This window comes from Nonomuraea helvata, assembly GCF_039535785.1.
Lineage (GTDB): Bacteria > Actinomycetota > Actinomycetes > Streptosporangiales > Streptosporangiaceae > Nonomuraea > Nonomuraea helvata.
Genome location: NZ_BAAAXV010000009.1, coordinates 2,759,304 through 2,774,185 on the forward strand (window position 1 = coordinate 2,759,304; position 14,882 = coordinate 2,774,185).

Below are 14,882 nucleotides of genomic sequence, written 5' to 3' on the forward strand. Positions count from 1 at the left end.
GCCGCCCCCGCGTCCCCCGCGCCGGGACGGCTCCAACCATGACGGAGTTCGGGGCAGACCGCCTGAGTACGCCTATACCTAAACGAGATGTGAAATGGCACAAACCGTGACCGAAGCCGCCCGCCGCGTCTTGACAATTTTTTTTGTCGGCACGTACTCTCATCCCAGGGAACGGAGGACATCATGAGCAAGGTCATCTCGGCGGACGGCACCTCCATCGCGTACACCCGCGCAGGCCAGGGCCCGCCGGTCATCCTCGTGGACGGCGCGATGAGCTATCGCGGCCAGAGCATCAACACCGACCTCGCCACCGCGCTGGCCGCGAGTTTCACGGTCTACACCTACGACCGGCGCGGACGCGGTGAGAGCGGCGACACCAGGCCGTTCGCCCCCGAGCGGGAGATCGAGGACCTGGCCGCCCTGGTCGCGGAGGCCGGCGAGGTCCGCCTGTACGGCACGTCGTCGGGCGCCGCCGTGGCGCTGGCGGCCGTCGAGAGCGGGCTGCCGGTCGAGAAGCTGGCACTGTACGAGCCGCCGTTCATCGTGGACGACAGCCGCCCACCCATCCCCGACGACTACGAGCGCCGGCTCGACGAGATGGTGGCCGAGGGCCGCAGCGCCGACGCGGTCCGCTACTTCATGCGCAAGGGCGTCGGCCTGCCGGCGGTGGTCGTGGCCCTGATGCGGTTCATGCCCGCCTGGTCCACGATCAAGGCCGTGGCGCACACGCTCCCGTACGACGCGGCGTTCGTGACCCCGTATGAGCGCGGCACCCCGTACCCGGCGTCGAGCTGGTCCTCCGTGAAGGTCCCCACGCTCGTCATGGACGGCGGCAAGAGCCAGGCGTGGATCCGCAACGCCGCCAGGTCGCTGGCCGAGCTGCTGCCCAATGCCGAGCACCGTACGCTCGAAGGCCAGACCCACATCGTCAAGCCGGCGGCGCTGGCGCCCGTGTTGGAGGGCTTCTTCCGATGAGGTTCCGCGCCACGATCGAGCTGGGTGGCAAGACGGCCACGGGATTCGAGGTCCCCGCCGAGGTCGTCGAGGGGCTCGGCGCCGGGAAGCGGCCCTCCGTGACGGTCACGATCAACTCCCACACCTACCGCAGCACGGTGGCCCCGATGGGCGGCCGGTTCATGCTGCCGCTCAGCGCCGAGAACCGGCAGGGCGCGGGCGTGTCGGCGGGCGAGGAGGTCGAGGTGGAGGTCGCGATCGACGCCGCGCCCCGGGAGGTCGAGGTGTCCGCGGACCTGGCCGAGGCACTCGAGCGCGCCCCCGAGGCGAGGAAGTTCTTCGAGAGCCTGTCCTACTCGCGCAAGCGGCGGTACGTGCTGCAGATCGAGGGCGCCAAGAAGCCGGAGACCAGGCAGCGGCGCGTCGCCGACACGGTCGCCAAGCTCGCCGACGGCATCGGCTGAGGGCGTTCGCCCAGCTTGGGTCCCGTCCGACCCGGCGACAGGCGCGTAACGCAGTGTTCGGCGGGTATGCGGCCACCATGACTGAGGGCTTTGACACCGACCTGCTGTGGGACGAGTTCCACCGGCTGGTGAACATGAACTCCGAGGAGCTGCGCGCGTACCTGCTGGCCGACGCCTCCGGCGAGGACAGCTTCCCGCCCGACCCCGACCTGGGCATCGACGAGCTGGGGCGCGGCGTGCTGCACGTCCTGAGCAAGCGGAAGGGCGACCTCACCGAGGACGACGTCGAGCTGATGCGCCAGGTCGTGGACCTCGTCGAGACCCTGGGCGAGCGGACGGACGACGAGTCACGGCGGGAGCTCATGTCCGTGGGCCACGATCCGCTGAGAGGGTAGGCCGATGGTCGAGCCGCGCCCGTGGATCGAGGGGTACGTACGCGCCTGGAACTCCAACGACCCCGACGACATCTCCGCGCTCTTCACCGAGGACGCCATCTACTACACCGAGCCGTACGGGCCGCCCTGGCAGGGGCGTGACGAGATCGTCTCGCAGTGGCTGGGGCGGCGGGACAAGCCAGGTGAGGCCACATTCGAGTGGCAGCCGGTGACCGTGGCCGATGACGTGAGCGTTATCGAGGGGGTCACTTCATATCCGGACAAAACGTACAGTAACCTGTGGGTGATCAGGTTCGTACCCGACGGCCGATGCCGGGAATTCACCGAATGGTGGATGCGACAGGACGTCAAATGATGCAATGGGCCGAACCGTCTTCATCCGAGGAGATCCGTTGAGAGACAACCTCGACCTCGCCGCGAGCGCCCAGGAACTGGCTGACGCCGCCCCGACGGGATCGATCGACCACGCCGCAGCCTCGTCCGTGGCCATCACGCTGGCCACGACCCGTGACATCTCGCACGCCAGGATGACGCTGGACGGCGTCTCTCCGGACGAGGTCCGGGAGGCGGCGGTGGCGCTCTTCGAACGGCTGTCGGCGGGCGCCTAGCACACGGCCCGGCTCCCCGGTCGCCCTTGCGGAGCACGCGGCCGGGCGTAGGACGCTGCCCTCGATCCCGTACCCGGGGATGCGCGTCCCCGCTCGCGGGTCGAGGGGGCGGGCTAGGAGGCGGGTGCGGTGCGGCGCTCGAACACACGGTTCGTGACGCGCGATGCGACGACCGTGAGCAGCCAGAAGTACTTGCCCCAGGAGGGGCTGGCGAAGCTCACCGGGATCGACAGGAGGAACACCGCCGCCGCCGTGCCCGTGCCGACCACCAACCCGCGCATCCGTTGCGTGGGCGCCTCGGTACGCATGAGGTGAGCGCGGGTCGCGTGCCGCACCATCTGCACCATGAGCAGCGCGATTGCGCTGATGACGACGGCGTACAGGACCGGGCCCAGGATGAGATCCCCGACCTCGCTGCTCACCCGGGTGGCGAACGGCACCACCACGACCAGGAACAGCCAGCCGAGGTTGTACCGCCGCAGTGTGGCGTCCACCACGTGGATCTCGCGGAAGTACTGGTGGTGGGCGACCCAGAACGCGGCGATGACCCCGAAGCTGATCACGAAGTTCAGGTACTCGTCGGGGAGCAACTCCACGAACGAGTGCCAGACCTCGGCGTTCGTCTGCCCATGCGGTACGGGCAGCTCCAGTGCGAGTAGCGTCATCGCGATGGCGATCACCGCATCGGAGAAGAAGACCAGCCGTTCGCGGACATGCCGCCGGTCCTCTTCGTCGGTGAAGTGAGGGGAGACCTGGCTATCCGTCCTGCCCTTATTTGACACGGTTTGCCAGTGTGCCACGGACGCGATCCGCTCGGCATCAACCCGGAGAGGATCAGCGCGCCGGGTCGGTGGCCGGCTCCGGAGGATCGCGGCGGACCTGACCGGTCGCAGCGGCAGGGCGGCCCAGACGGGCTTGTACGGTGCGGCGGGCGAGCTCCGGCGCCCGCGGGTCGCGGTGCAGCTGGATGGCATGGTTCAGGGCCATGGCCGTGCCCAGCAGGTCGAACACGAGCTGGCCGGGATCCGTCCGCTCCGGCAGCTCCCCGGCGTCCACCGCGCGCCCGGCCTCCTTGCGCAGCCGCCCGCGCCAGGCGTCGAACCGGGACTCGACCGCGTCCCGCACCGGTCCCGGCCTGCCGTCGAACTCGTGTGCCGCGGCCACGAAGAAGCACCCGCCGGGGAAGACCTCCCGTTCCAGATACGAGATCCACGCCTCGCAGAGCACCCGCAGCCGGGCCAGGCCGGGCGCGGCGGGAATGGCGGGCTCCCAGACCTCGGCACGGAAGACCTCGCCGGCCCGGGCGAGGACGGCGAGCTGCAATGCCTCCTTGGAGCCGAAATGCCCGAGCACGCCTGCCTTGCTCATGCCCAGGTCGCCGGCGAGGCGGCCGATGGTCAGCCCTTCGAGCCCTTCGGCGGAGGCGATGGCGACCGAGCGGTCGAGGATGGCCGCACGCGTGCTGAGGGCTTCGGCGACGGACTTGCGCGGGCTCATGCCGGTACTTTAGCGTCCGAACGTTCGGTTGCTATAGTCCGGCCTATGAACGGATCACGCCTTGTCGCCACAGGCCACTATCAACCAGCAAAAATCCTGACCAATCAGGATTTGGCGGCCATGGTGGACACCAGCGACGAGTGGATCAGCAAGCGGGTCGGCATCCGTACCAGACATGTGGCCGAGACCGACGAGAGCGTGGCCGACCTCGCCGGGCACGCCGCCGCGAAGGCCCTGGCGGCGAGTGGCCTGGCCGCGTCCGACATCGACCTCCTGCTCATCGCCACCTGCACCCAGACCGAGCGCGCCCCCAACGTCGCCTCCCGCGTCGCCGCCAGGCTCGGCGTGCCGGGCGCGGCGTTGATGGACGTCGGCGTGTCGTGCTCCGGCTTCACCCACGCCCTGGCGCTGGCCGACCAGGCCATCCGTGCGGGGGCGGCCACCAACGCCCTGGTCGTGGGGGCGGACAAGATGACGGCGGTCACCGACTGGACCGACCGGACCACATGCGTGCTGACCGGCGACGGGGCGGGGGCGGCCGTGGTCAGCGCGGCGGCCGAGGCGGAGATCGGCCCGGTGGTGTGGGGCTCGGTGCCGGAGCTCGGCACCGCCGTACGCATCGAGGGCACCCCGACCCGCTTCTCCCAGGACGGCCAGACCGTCTACCGGTGGGCCACCACCCAGCTCCCCGACATCGCCCGCCGGGCGTGCGAGCGCGGCGGCGTACGGCCGGAGGACCTGGCGGCGGTGGTGTTCCACCAGGCGAACCTGCGCATCATCGAGCCCCTCGCGGCCAAGCTGGGGGCGGTCAACGCGATCGTGGCGCGCGACGTCGTGGACTCGGGCAACACCTCCGCCGCGAGCGTGCCACTGGCCCTGTCGAAGCTGCTGGAACGGGGTGAGGTCCCGAGCGGCGCGCCGATGCTCCTCTTCGGCTTCGGAGGCAACCTGTCCTACGCGGGAATGATCGTACGCTGCCCCTGACAGCGCTTCAGGAGATGCCCGGCGGGGAGGTGGAGTCGCGGATGACGAGCTGGCAGGGCATCTTGTGCACCCCCGGCGTCGCCTTGCCGTCGATGGCCGCGAAGAGGTGCTGGGCGGCGGTCCTGCCCAGCAGCTCAAGGTTCATGTCCACCGTGGTCAGCGCGGGCCGGGTCTCCGTGGAGAGCACCTCCCAGTTGTCGTAGCCCACCACCGCGATGTCGTCCGGCACCCGGCGCCCGCGTTCCCTGGCCGCCTCCACGAAACCGGCCGCGATCTGGTCGCTCCCGCAGAACACCGCGTCGATCTCCGGCTCGGCCATCAGCAGCATCTCGGCCGCGTGCCGCCCCCACCGCTGCGACCACGGCCCTGAGAGCGTCTGCCCGGCCTGCGCCACGCCTCCCTCCTCGAGCGCCTGGCGCAGGCCCTCCTCGCGGTCGCGTGCCGCCTTGTAGTGCGTCGGGCCGGTGATATGGGCGATCCTGCGGCGGCCCATGGCCAGCAGGTGGTTGACGGCCATGGCCGCCGCGCCCACGTCGTCCGGCACGAACGACACGTCCTCCGGGTCCTCCGACGGGCCATAGGCGTACACCACCGGGATCGGCAGTTCCTTGCTCACCGACGGCCGCGGGTTCGTGCTCTCGCCCACCACGATCAGCCCGTCCACGCGGCGCGACAGCAGCGCCCGTACGTGGTGCTGCTCCCTGATCGCGTCGCCCCGGGCGTCGCAGAGCAGCACGGCCATCTCGCCGGCCCCGAACGCGTCCTCCGCCCCGAGCAGCACGGGGATGCCGAACCGGCCGACGCTGTCGGAGGTCAGCAGGCCGACCGTGCGCGTCTGCCCCGAGATCAGCCCCCTCGCCAGGGCGTTCGGCTGGAAGGAGAGCTCCGCCGCGGCGGCGAGCACGCGCTCGCGCGTTGCCGCCCGCACGTCCTGGCGCCCGTTGAGTGCTTTGGACGCCGTGGCGATCGAGACCCCCGCCAGCGAGGCCACATCGGAGATGGTCGCCCGCTTAGTCGCCATGTTTCGAAACCCTTTTCGGTCACCTGTGAACTGCCTAGAACCCTAGCACCCATTGACATGGACTCTTGTTTCTTCTACGTTTCCGAAAACCTTTAAGTCCAGGAGCACATCATGAGACGAAGGCTGGCCGGGATCTCCCTACTCGGCGTGTTAGCGCTCACAGCGGCGGCCTGCGGCAGCGGTGGCGGAGGTGGCGGGGGCGCGAAGCCGTCGGAAGGCCCCGTGACGATCACCATGTGGACCCGCGCCGCCACCCAGGCGCAGAGCGAGCGGCTGGTCAAGGCGTACAACGGCAGTCACAAGAACATCCAGGTGAAGCTCACCGTCATTCCTACCGACAACTACCAGCCGCGCATCGCGGCCGCGGCCGGTGCCAAGCAGCTCCCCGACGTGTTCGCAGCCGACGTCATCTTCGTCCCGAACTACACCTCGCAGGGCCTGTTCATGGACATCACGGACAGGATCGCGAAGCTGCCGTACAAGGACGGCCTCGCGCCCTCGCACATGAAGCTGGGCACGCTCGACGGGAAGCAGTACACGCTCCCGCACACCCTCGACCTGTCGGTCTGGTTCTGGAACAAGGACCTGTACCAGAAGGCCGGCCTCGACCCGGAGAAGGGACCGAAGTCGCTGAAGGAGTTCGCCCAGCAGGCCACCACGATCCAGGAGAAGCTGGGCAAGGACGGCAAGGTTCACGGTACGTTCTTCGGCGGCAACTGCGGCGGCTGTTACGTCTTCACGTTCTGGCCCTCCGTCTGGGCCGCCGGCGGCCAGGTGATGAACGCCGAGGGCACCCAGTCGCTCAACGACCAGGCCGCGATGACCGACGTCTTCAAGATCTGGCGCGACCTGTACGAGAAGAAGGTCACCGGCCCGACGGCCAAGGAGGAGCAGGGCCCGACCTGGACCGGCTTCTTCCCCAAGGGTGAGATCGGCGTCATGCCGATGCCCTCCACCACGCTCGGCCTGATGCCCAAGGACATGAAGATCGGCGTCACCCCGATCGCGGGCCCTGACGGTGGCGAGTCGACGTTCGTGGGCGGCGACTCCGTCGGCATCTCGGCCACCTCCAAGAACCCCGACGCGGCCTGGGACTTCCTGTCCTGGACGGTATCCGACGAGGCCCAGGTGGAGGTCATGGCCAAGAACAAGGACGTGCTCGCGCGCACCGACCTGGCCGGCAACAAGTACTCCGCCGAGGACCCGCGCGTGGTGCTGATCAACTCGCTGGTGGCCAAGGGGCAGACGCCGTACGCGCTGCGCTTCGGCCAGACGTTCAACGACCCGCAGGGGCCGTGGCTCCGGATGGCCCGCGAGGCCGTGTTCGGTGACGCCTCGAAGGTCCCCCAGCTCAACGCCGAGATCACGAAGTCGCTGCAGCAATGACCTTGACGATCACGCGATCCGGGCGGCGGCCGGCGCACACCGCGCCGTCCGCCCGGTGGCGGAGCAGGAAGGTCCAGGGCTGGCTCTACGCGGCCCCGACGGCCGTCATCGTGGGAGTGCTCTTCATCGCACCCCTGGCGCTGGTCGTCTGGATGTCGCTCAACCGCTGGCCCCTGCTCGGCCAGGCCACGTTCAACGCCCCCGACAACTACCTGAAGATCGGCGACAACCCCCTCTTCATCGACGCGGTCCTCTTCACGCTGAAGTACACCGCCATCACGACGGTCCTGCTGTCGGCCGTCGCGCTCGGCCTGGCCCTGCTGGTGCAGGACCGCAGGCCGGGCATCGGCTTCTTCAGGACCGCGTTCTTCCTGCCCGGCGCCGTCGGCTTCGCCGCCGCCGGTCTGCTGTTCTACGGGATGCTGAACAACGACTTCGGCCCCATCGACCCCCTGCTCCAGGCGCTGCACATCACCAGCGAGCCGGTCAAGTGGATCGGCACGCCCAACATGGCGCTGTTCTCGACGATCGCGCTGGTGCTGTGGCGCTTCGCCGGGTTCAACATGCTCATCCTGCTGACCGGCCTGCAGGCGATACCGACCGAGGTGTACGAGGCCGCCAGGAGCGACGGCGCGAACCGCCGGCAGGTGTTCACCAAGATCACGCTGCCGCTGCTGCGCCCCACGCTCGCGCTGATGCTGATCCTCAGCGTCACCGGCTCGCTGCTGGCCTTCGACCAGTTCTTCGTCTTCACCAACGGCGGCCCGGACAACAGCACGGTCTCGATGGTCATGGTCGTCTACCGGGACGCGTTCTTCCGCTTCGACCTCGGCGGCGCTGCGGCGCTCTCGGTCGTCCTGCTCGTCGCCCTCGTCGGGCTCAACACGGTGATGATGCGGAGGCTGCGATGAGCCGGTACCTCACGCTGTCCGCCCTGGCGGTGCTGTTCCTGTTCCCGCTGGTGTGGAGCGGCTACGCCTCGCTGGAGGAGCCGTCGAACTACCTGGAGATGGCCCGCTTCGGCGAGGGGCTCGGCACGTACGCGACCAACAGCGTGCTGGTGTCGGTCATGACCGTGGCAGGCACGCTCGTGATCTCCGCGCTCGGCGGCTACGGCTTCGCCCGCTTCGACTTCCCGGGCAAGAACGTGCTGTTCCTGGCCACGCTGGCGATCCTCATGGTGCCGTACGCGACGATCCTGATCCCGCTCTACGTCCTGCTCGGCTACCTGGGGCTGCAGAACTCGCTAGTCGGCCTGTCGCTGGTGTTCGTCATGTTCCAGCTCCCGTTCGCGCTGTTCATGATGCGCAACGCGTTCGAGGCGCTGCCACGCGAGCTGGAGGAGGCGGCGCTGGTGGACGGGTGCGGCACGTTCAGGGCGTTCGCCAGGATCCTGCTGCACGCCGTGCGGCCCGCGCTGATCACGGTGGGCCTGTTCGCGTTCCTCGCCTCCTGGAACGACTTCTTCGCACCGTTGATCCTGCTCAACGACGGATCCTCGTTCACCCTGCCGGTGGCCGTGGTCAGCATGACGCAGCACACGTTCGGCGCGATCGACTACGGCATGCTCCAGGCCGGCGTCATGGTCATGGCGGTCCCCTGTCTCATCCTCTTCATCGTGTTGCAGCGCCACTACGTGCGCGGATTCATGTCAGGAGCTCTGCGTGGCTAACCCTGTCCTGCCCTCATCGGGCGTCCTGTCCCCCCTCGGCCTCGACAAGGTACGGCTGAACCCGGGCTTCTGGGGCGACCGGGCCGCGCTCAACAGCGAGGTGACCATCGCCCACTGCGTGGAATGGGAGGAGCGCGAAGGCTGGATACCCAACTTCCGGGGGGTGCGTCCCCGCAGGGGCAGGGAGTTCAGCGACTCGGAGACCTACAAGCTGCTGGAGGCCATGGCCTGGGCCGACCATCCGGGGCTGCCCGCGCTGGCCGAGACGGTGGCCCAGGCGCAGGAGGGCGACGGCTACATCAACACCCGCTGGTCCGGCAGCCGTTACACCGACTTCGAGTGGGGCCACGAGCTCTACTGCTACGGCCACCTCATCCAGGCCGGGGTCGCCCGGCTGCGCATGCACGGCGAGGACCGGCTGACCCAGGTGGCGGTACGGGCCGCCGACCACGTCTGCCGCCGCTTCATGCAGGGCACCGAGACCTGCGGGCACCCCGTGATCGAGATGGCGCTCGTCGAGCTCTACCGCGTCACCGGCGCCGGGCGCTACCTGGAGATGGCCCGCCGCTTCGTCGAGCGCCGCGGACTGCCCGCGCTCGCCGACATCCCCTTCGGCCGCGGCTACTACCAGGACGACATGCCGGCCAGGCAGGCGCAGGTGTTCCGCGGGCACGCGGTGCGCGCACTCTACCTGGCCTCCGGTGTGGTCGACGTGGCCGTCGAGACCGGCGACCAGGAGCTGCTGAAGGCGGTCGAGGCGCAGTGGGAGCGCACGATCGCCCGCCGCACGCACCTCACCGGCGGCATGGGCTCGCGCCACATCGACGAGTCGTTCGGCGACGACTACGAGCTGCCGCCGGACCGGGCCTACAACGAGACCTGCGCGAGCATCGCCTCCATCATGCTGGCGCACCGGCTGCTGCTGGCCACGGGCGACGCCCGGTACGCCGACCTGGCCGAGCGGACCATGTACAACATGCTCGCCACGGGGGTGGCGCTGGACGGCAAGTCGTTCTTCTACGCCAACCCGCTGCAGGTGCGGGTGCCCGCGACGCCGCTCGAAGGCGTCAACCACGCCGCCGAGGGCGGGCTCCGCTCGCCCTGGTTCGACGTGGCCTGCTGCCCGCACAACATCGCCCGGACGCTGGCCTCGCTGCCCGCCTACCTCGCGACCTCGTCGGCCGACGGCATCCAGATCCACCACCACACGCCGTCGGAGATCCGGCACGACGGGCTGGCGGTGCGGGTGGAGACCGGCTACCCGTGGCGCGGCTCGGTGACCGTCCGGGTGCTCGAGGGCGGCGAGGGCCGGATCGGCCTGCGCGTCCCGGCCTGGGCCACGGACGCCACGCTGGCGCACGTCCCGGCGTCCGCGCCGGACGCGCCGCTGGAGGAGAGCCCGGCGGTCCGTCCCGTCGATCCCGGCTACGCCTATGTCGAGGGTCCGTGGCGGGCCGGTGACGAGATCCGGCTGGAGTTGCCGATGGCGCCCCGGTGGACGTACCCCGACCGGCGGATCGACGCGCTGCGGGGGAGCGCGGCGGTGGAGCGGGGGCCGCTGGTCTACTGCGCGGAGTCGGTGAGCGACGAGCCGCCGCTCGGCGACCTGACCGCGCGCGTCCAGCCGCCCGTGGAGCGCGCGGCGGACGGCGTCGTGGAGCTGGAGGTCGAGGCGTCGCTCGGGTCCGGAGACGGCAATGGCTGGCCGTACGCGCCCGCCTCCGACGGGCGGGCGAGCGGCACCGACGTCACGCTCCGGCTGGTGCCCTACCACCGGTGGGGCAACCGCGGTCCCGCGACCATGCGTGTCTGGCTACCGATCTAGGAGAGGCAAGTGCGTAAACCGTTGGTGTGCTTAGCTGTGTTAACGCTCACAGCTTCGCTTGCCGGGTCACCCTCGTACGCCGCGCAGGACAGTCTCGGCATGCCGGTGTTCACCGGCGCCGATCCCGTGCCCGCCGAGCCCGTGGCGTACCACCCGCGCAAGATGATGGACGAGATCTACCGGAAGGAGAAGGGCGGCGACTCGTACTGGATCGACCGCATGCTGGCCCGGCCGGGCGACGATCCGGCGGGCACGTGGTTGATGTCGCGTGGGCGGGCGCTGTTCATGAAGGAGCATGATCCGTCGGTCATCGGTTTCGGCGGGTACGTGGCCTATTGGGAGAGCATCGACAACCGCGGCGCGTACGAGATCTCGCTGGGCGGCGAGCTGAAAGAGGACGTGGCCAAGCGGCTGCAGATGCCCAGCCACTGGACCGGCCAGTACGCGGGCGACGGCCTGTCGGTCGGGGTGAAGAAGTTCATCACGCACGAGAACGTGGCCGTGACGACGCTGGAGATCACCAACACCGGGTCCGCCGCGCGTTCGGTGCCGATCACCGTGACCTCGCCCTACACCAGGACGGCGGACGGCGACCGGGAGCTGACCGGCGCCGTGTTCGCCAAGAACAGGCTGACCACGATCTTCCCCCGGCTCAGCGGTGACGGGCTGAAGGTCGCCGACGGCGCCCTGAAGGGCTCGGTGACGGTCGAGCCGGGCAAGACCGTGCGGACCAAGGTGCAGATGGGCTTCGTCACCGAGGAGCTCCCCGGGTCGCGGGCCGAGTACGACGGTTACAAGGGGCGCTCGCCGCAGGACGCGCTGCGCCGCCAGCTCCAGGACTACAACGCCTGGTGGGCCGAGAACGTCCCCTACATCGACGTGCCCGACGAGAACATCAAGAAGTTCGTGTACTACCGCTGGTGGCTCATGCGCTTCAACTTCCTCGACGCCGACATCCCCGGGAACGACTTCCAGTTCCCGACCTCGGTCGAGGGGGCGCTGGGCTACAACAACGCGATCGTGCTGACCGTGCCGATGTTCCTGCAGGACCTCAAGTACCTGCGCAACCCGATCTACTCGTACGGGCCGTGGGTGTCGGTGGGCGAGGTCTCGCGTAACTCGAAGTACACCGACAATCCGGGCGACCCCGAGAACTGGTCGAACAGCTACACGCAGTACATCTCGGCCTCTGCGCTGGAGAGCTACCAGATCCACGGCGGGCAGCCGTCCATCCTGCGCAACCTCGCCCGCTACGCCGAGAAGGACGTGTACGGCCAGCTCAACGCGTACGACTCCAACAAGAACGGGGTCATCGAGTACGACCGGGAGTACATGACCGGCAACGACGCCGACGCGGTGTCGTTCCACTACTACGGGCGGGCCAACGAGCGGCTCGAAGGCGCGTACGTGTACGCCAACGCGATGGCGGCGGCGCAGGCGTACGAGCTCACGGGCGACTCCGCCAAGGCGGCCGAGATGCGCGGTGTGGCCGACAAGGTCAAGAACGGCATCCTCACGCTGCTCTGGGACGACAAGGACAAGCTGTTCAAGCACCGCGACCTCCAGACGGGCAACCTGATCCCGTGGAAGGAGTCGAACAACTACATCCCGTACGCCACCGGGCTCGTGCCGACGGACGACCCGAAGTACCGGGAGGCGCTGCGGCTGTGGACCGACCCCGCGGAGTACCCGATATTTCCGGCGTACACCGCCAACCAGAAGGACAAGGCGGAGGCCGCGGCCGCCGGGAACCCCGGCTCCAACAACTTCTCGCAGATCAACTCCACCCGGAACTTCGCGCTGTTCTCCAAGGCGCTGAGGCAGTACACCTCGCCGTACATCACGGCTGACCAGTACAAGCAGCTCCTGTACTGGAACGCCTGGTCGCAGTACATCGGCGGCGACACCCGCTACCCCGACGCCAACGAGTTCTGGGCCGACTGGGACCCCGCGACCAAGAGCATCGGCTACCGCTCCTGGATCCACCACACGATCCTGGGCAGCAGCAACTGGACGGTCATCGAGGACGTCATGGGCCTGCGCCCACGTTCGGACGGCAAGGTCGAGCTCTGGCCGGTGGACATCGGCTGGGACCACTTCACCGTCAACGGCATCAACTACCGGGGCAGCGACCTGACCATCGTCTGGGACAAGCCGGGCGACGGGACCAGGCACTACGCCGGGGTGCCCGAGGGGTACTCGATCCTGATCGACGGCAAGCGCAAGGTCACCCTGTCCGGGCTCGCGCACGCCGTGTGGGACCCGGCGACCGGCCAGGTCGAGGGCGGCCAGGTCGTCCACTCGGAGAAGGCCGGATCGATGAAGGCACCGGCCCAGGTCAAGCTGACCGGTGACCGCATCGAGGACCTGTTCCAGAAGGCCGGCGTGGACCTGCGCTCCGACCGCCCCAATTTGGTCAGGTCCGCCACCGCCTCCTTCGGCGACGCGGCGGGCGCGGCCGACGGGTTCACGATCAACGAGCCGTACTGGGGCAGCAAGGGCTCGGGCAAGGCGCAGGACTGGCTGGAGGTGGATCTCGGCTCGGCCCAGCAGGTGGACCTCGTGAAGCTGTACTTCTTCAACGACCGCAAGGCGGCCGGGTACCGCGAGCCCGCGTTCTACCAGCTGCAGTACCAGGACGGCGACGCGTGGAAGGACGTGCCGAACCAGGCGAAGAAACCCGTCTATCCCCGCGCGAACCTCAACGAGGTGCGCTTCCCGGCCGTCACGGCGCAGAAGCTGCGGGTGCTGGTCACACATCGGCCCGGGTACGCCACGGGGCTGAAGGAGGTGCAGGCGTACCGGACGGGCGCGGACGCCGGCTCGGTCGCCAACCGGGCCCCGTACGTGGTGGCCGTCGTCGATCCCGCCTTCAGCCGCCCAGGCCAGGCCAGGATCGACGCGGTGGCCAAGGACGACGCGCTGCCGTCGGGCAGGCTGACCACCCAGTGGGCCAAGGTCGACGGTCCGGGTGAGGCGTTCTTCACCGACCCGACGGGCACGAGCACGGTCGTCTCGTTCTCCGATCCGGGCACGTACCGGCTGAAGCTGACCGCCACGGACGGCGCGAAGAGCACCTCGACGACCGTGACCGTCGCCGCGACGGCCCAGGCCGCGCAGGTGAACGTGGCCCCCAAGGCCACGCCCACCGCCTCCTACACCTCGCCGTGGGAGAAGGTCGCCGCGATCAACGACGGCATCGACCCGCCGCGCTCCAACGACGGGTCCAACCCGCGCTGGGGCACCTGGCCGCAGCAGGACACGCAGTGGGTGCAGCTCGAATGGCCGTCGCCGGTGCGGTTGAACAAGGCCGACGTGTACTTCTTCGACGACGGCGGCGGCGTGCGCGTGCCCGCCTCGTGGAAGATCCAGCAGTGGGACGGCGACTCGTTCGAGGACGTCACCGGCGTCGCCTCGTACCCCAAGGCGATCGACGCCTACAACACCGTCTCGTTCGACACGGTCACGACCTCGAAGCTGCGCGTGCAGCTCGAGGCCGACGGGGCGTCGGTGGGGCTGCTGGAGGTCAAGGCCTTCGAGGTCCCGCCGGACTCCGTGCGCCCCGTGCACGTCCCCACCCTGGTCGGCGCGCTGCCCAAGCTGCCGGCCACCGTGGAGACCCTGTACGCGGACGGCGCCCGCAGCTCGGCCGCCGTCACCTGGCAGCAGGTGACGGCCGACCAGGTGAAGACCGGCGGCACCAGCTTCACCGTCGTCGGGCTGGCCGAGGGCGTGCGCCGGCCCGCCGAGGCCACCGTGTACGTCCGCACGACGTCGGCGGTGACGATCACCTCGATCGCGGAGGAGGCGGTCACGACCCGCGCCGGGGTCGCCCCCTCGCTGCCCGGGACCGTCGTGGCGACGTACAACGACGGGTCGAAGGACAGCTCCGTGGCGGTCACCTGGGAGGCGATCAGCCCTGACAAGTACGCCCAGCCAGGGACGTTCACGGTGAACGGCCAGGTGCCGGGCACGGCCGTCGCCGCCAAGGTCACGGTCACGGTGGAGTAGCCCCTCGGTTCCCTGCCCTGGCCTCTGCGAGATCGCGGGCCAGGGCAGGGTCTCCACGCTCGCCG

General features: G+C 69.3%; 14 protein-coding genes. 11 read left to right on the plus strand and 3 right to left on the minus strand.

What is annotated here, in order from left to right; translation table 11 throughout:
* The first annotated feature begins 183 nt into the window (after positions 1–183).
* From ABD830_RS46205 to ABD830_RS46225, 5 genes are all read left to right on the plus strand, one after another.
* Positions 184–975 carry an alpha/beta fold hydrolase gene (locus tag ABD830_RS46205; protein ID WP_345001606.1) on the plus strand — a complete coding sequence of 264 codons (792 nt, stop codon included), beginning with the start codon at positions 184–186 and terminating at the stop codon, positions 973–975.
* The gene (locus tag ABD830_RS46210) at positions 972–1,418 is read left to right on the plus strand and encodes a YdeI/OmpD-associated family protein (protein ID WP_345001609.1); all 447 of its coding nucleotides are present in this window, start codon (positions 972–974) and stop codon (positions 1,416–1,418) included. Before ABD830_RS46205 ends, ABD830_RS46210 begins: the two co-directional genes overlap by 4 nt.
* 77 nt (positions 1,419–1,495) lie before the next feature.
* The gene (locus tag ABD830_RS46215) at positions 1,496–1,813 is read left to right on the plus strand and encodes a DUF3140 domain-containing protein (RefSeq protein ID WP_345001611.1); all 318 of its coding nucleotides are present in this window, start codon (positions 1,496–1,498) and stop codon (positions 1,811–1,813) included.
* Positions 1,814–1,817: 4 nt separating this feature from the next.
* Positions 1,818–2,168 carry a nuclear transport factor 2 family protein gene (locus ABD830_RS46220; RefSeq protein ID WP_345001613.1) on the plus strand — a complete coding sequence of 117 codons (351 nt, stop codon included), beginning with the start codon at positions 1,818–1,820 and terminating at the stop codon, positions 2,166–2,168.
* A gap of 37 nt (positions 2,169–2,205) precedes the next feature.
* Positions 2,206–2,421, plus strand: coding sequence for a hypothetical protein (locus ABD830_RS46225; protein WP_345001616.1), 216 nt, complete (start codon positions 2,206–2,208; stop codon positions 2,419–2,421).
* 113 nt (positions 2,422–2,534) lie between these two features.
* On the opposite strand, the gene ABD830_RS46230 is transcribed toward ABD830_RS46225, so the two are convergent.
* Together ABD830_RS46230 and ABD830_RS46235 are read right to left on the minus strand one after the other, a co-directional pair.
* On the minus strand, positions 2,535–3,203 hold the full coding sequence (locus tag ABD830_RS46230) for a TMEM175 family protein (protein WP_345001618.1): 669 nt from the start codon (positions 3,201–3,203) through the stop codon (positions 2,535–2,537).
* Between the two features lie 52 nt (positions 3,204–3,255).
* Entirely contained in the window at positions 3,256–3,918 is a 663-nt protein-coding gene (locus ABD830_RS46235; protein ID WP_345001621.1) for a TetR/AcrR family transcriptional regulator, read from the minus strand.
* Between the two features lie 45 nt (positions 3,919–3,963).
* Between ABD830_RS46235 and ABD830_RS46240 the strand changes: the two genes are divergently transcribed.
* A complete protein-coding gene (locus ABD830_RS46240) occupies positions 3,964–4,902 on the plus strand; it encodes a beta-ketoacyl-ACP synthase 3 (protein ID WP_345001624.1) in 939 nt (312 codons plus the stop codon).
* Positions 4,903–4,909: 7 nt separating this feature from the next.
* Here the strand turns inward: ABD830_RS46240 and ABD830_RS46245 are convergent, their stop codons facing one another.
* A complete protein-coding gene (locus ABD830_RS46245; RefSeq protein ID WP_345001627.1) occupies positions 4,910–5,923 on the minus strand; it encodes a LacI family DNA-binding transcriptional regulator in 1,014 nt (337 codons plus the stop codon).
* Positions 5,924–6,034: 111 nt separating this feature from the next.
* On the opposite strand from ABD830_RS46245, the gene ABD830_RS46250 reads away from it, so the two are divergent.
* From ABD830_RS46250 to ABD830_RS46270, 5 genes are all read left to right on the plus strand, one after another.
* Positions 6,035–7,309 carry an ABC transporter substrate-binding protein gene (locus ABD830_RS46250; RefSeq protein WP_345001629.1) on the plus strand — a complete coding sequence of 425 codons (1,275 nt, stop codon included), beginning with the start codon at positions 6,035–6,037 and terminating at the stop codon, positions 7,307–7,309.
* A complete protein-coding gene (locus ABD830_RS46255; RefSeq protein ID WP_345001632.1) occupies positions 7,306–8,220 on the plus strand; it encodes a carbohydrate ABC transporter permease in 915 nt (304 codons plus the stop codon). Before ABD830_RS46250 ends, ABD830_RS46255 begins: the two co-directional genes overlap by 4 nt.
* On the plus strand, positions 8,217–8,981 hold the full coding sequence (locus ABD830_RS46260; RefSeq protein ID WP_345001634.1) for a carbohydrate ABC transporter permease: 765 nt from the start codon (positions 8,217–8,219) through the stop codon (positions 8,979–8,981). The genes ABD830_RS46255 and ABD830_RS46260 overlap by 4 nt, the downstream gene beginning before the upstream one ends.
* Entirely contained in the window at positions 8,974–10,806 is a 1,833-nt protein-coding gene (locus ABD830_RS46265; RefSeq protein ID WP_345001636.1) for a glycoside hydrolase family 127 protein, read from the plus strand. The genes ABD830_RS46260 and ABD830_RS46265 overlap by 8 nt, the downstream gene beginning before the upstream one ends.
* A 99-nt stretch (positions 10,807–10,905) precedes the next feature.
* On the plus strand, positions 10,906–14,817 hold the full coding sequence (locus ABD830_RS46270) for an Ig-like domain-containing protein (protein ID WP_345001638.1): 3,912 nt from the start codon (positions 10,906–10,908) through the stop codon (positions 14,815–14,817).
* Positions 14,818–14,882: the final 65 nt, after the last annotated feature.

Coding starts and splice junctions, on each gene's coding strand:
- ABD830_RS46245 (WP_345001627.1), bottom strand. CDS start 5,923: ATGGCGACTAAGCGGGCGACCATCTCCGATGTGGCCTCGCTGGCGGGG.
- ABD830_RS46255 (WP_345001632.1), top strand. CDS start 7,306: ATGACCTTGACGATCACGCGATCCGGGCGGCGGCCGGCGCACACCGCG.
- ABD830_RS46240 (WP_345001624.1), top strand. CDS start 3,964: ATGAACGGATCACGCCTTGTCGCCACAGGCCACTATCAACCAGCAAAA.
- ABD830_RS46250 (WP_345001629.1), top strand. CDS start 6,035: ATGAGACGAAGGCTGGCCGGGATCTCCCTACTCGGCGTGTTAGCGCTC.
- ABD830_RS46270 (WP_345001638.1), top strand. CDS start 10,906: ATGCCGGTGTTCACCGGCGCCGATCCCGTGCCCGCCGAGCCCGTGGCG.
- ABD830_RS46235 (WP_345001621.1), bottom strand. CDS start 3,918: ATGAGCCCGCGCAAGTCCGTCGCCGAAGCCCTCAGCACGCGTGCGGCC.
- ABD830_RS46215 (WP_345001611.1), top strand. CDS start 1,496: ATGACTGAGGGCTTTGACACCGACCTGCTGTGGGACGAGTTCCACCGG.
- ABD830_RS46220 (WP_345001613.1), top strand. CDS start 1,818: ATGGTCGAGCCGCGCCCGTGGATCGAGGGGTACGTACGCGCCTGGAAC.
- ABD830_RS46260 (WP_345001634.1), top strand. CDS start 8,217: ATGAGCCGGTACCTCACGCTGTCCGCCCTGGCGGTGCTGTTCCTGTTC.
- ABD830_RS46205 (WP_345001606.1), top strand. CDS start 184: ATGAGCAAGGTCATCTCGGCGGACGGCACCTCCATCGCGTACACCCGC.
- ABD830_RS46210 (WP_345001609.1), top strand. CDS start 972: ATGAGGTTCCGCGCCACGATCGAGCTGGGTGGCAAGACGGCCACGGGA.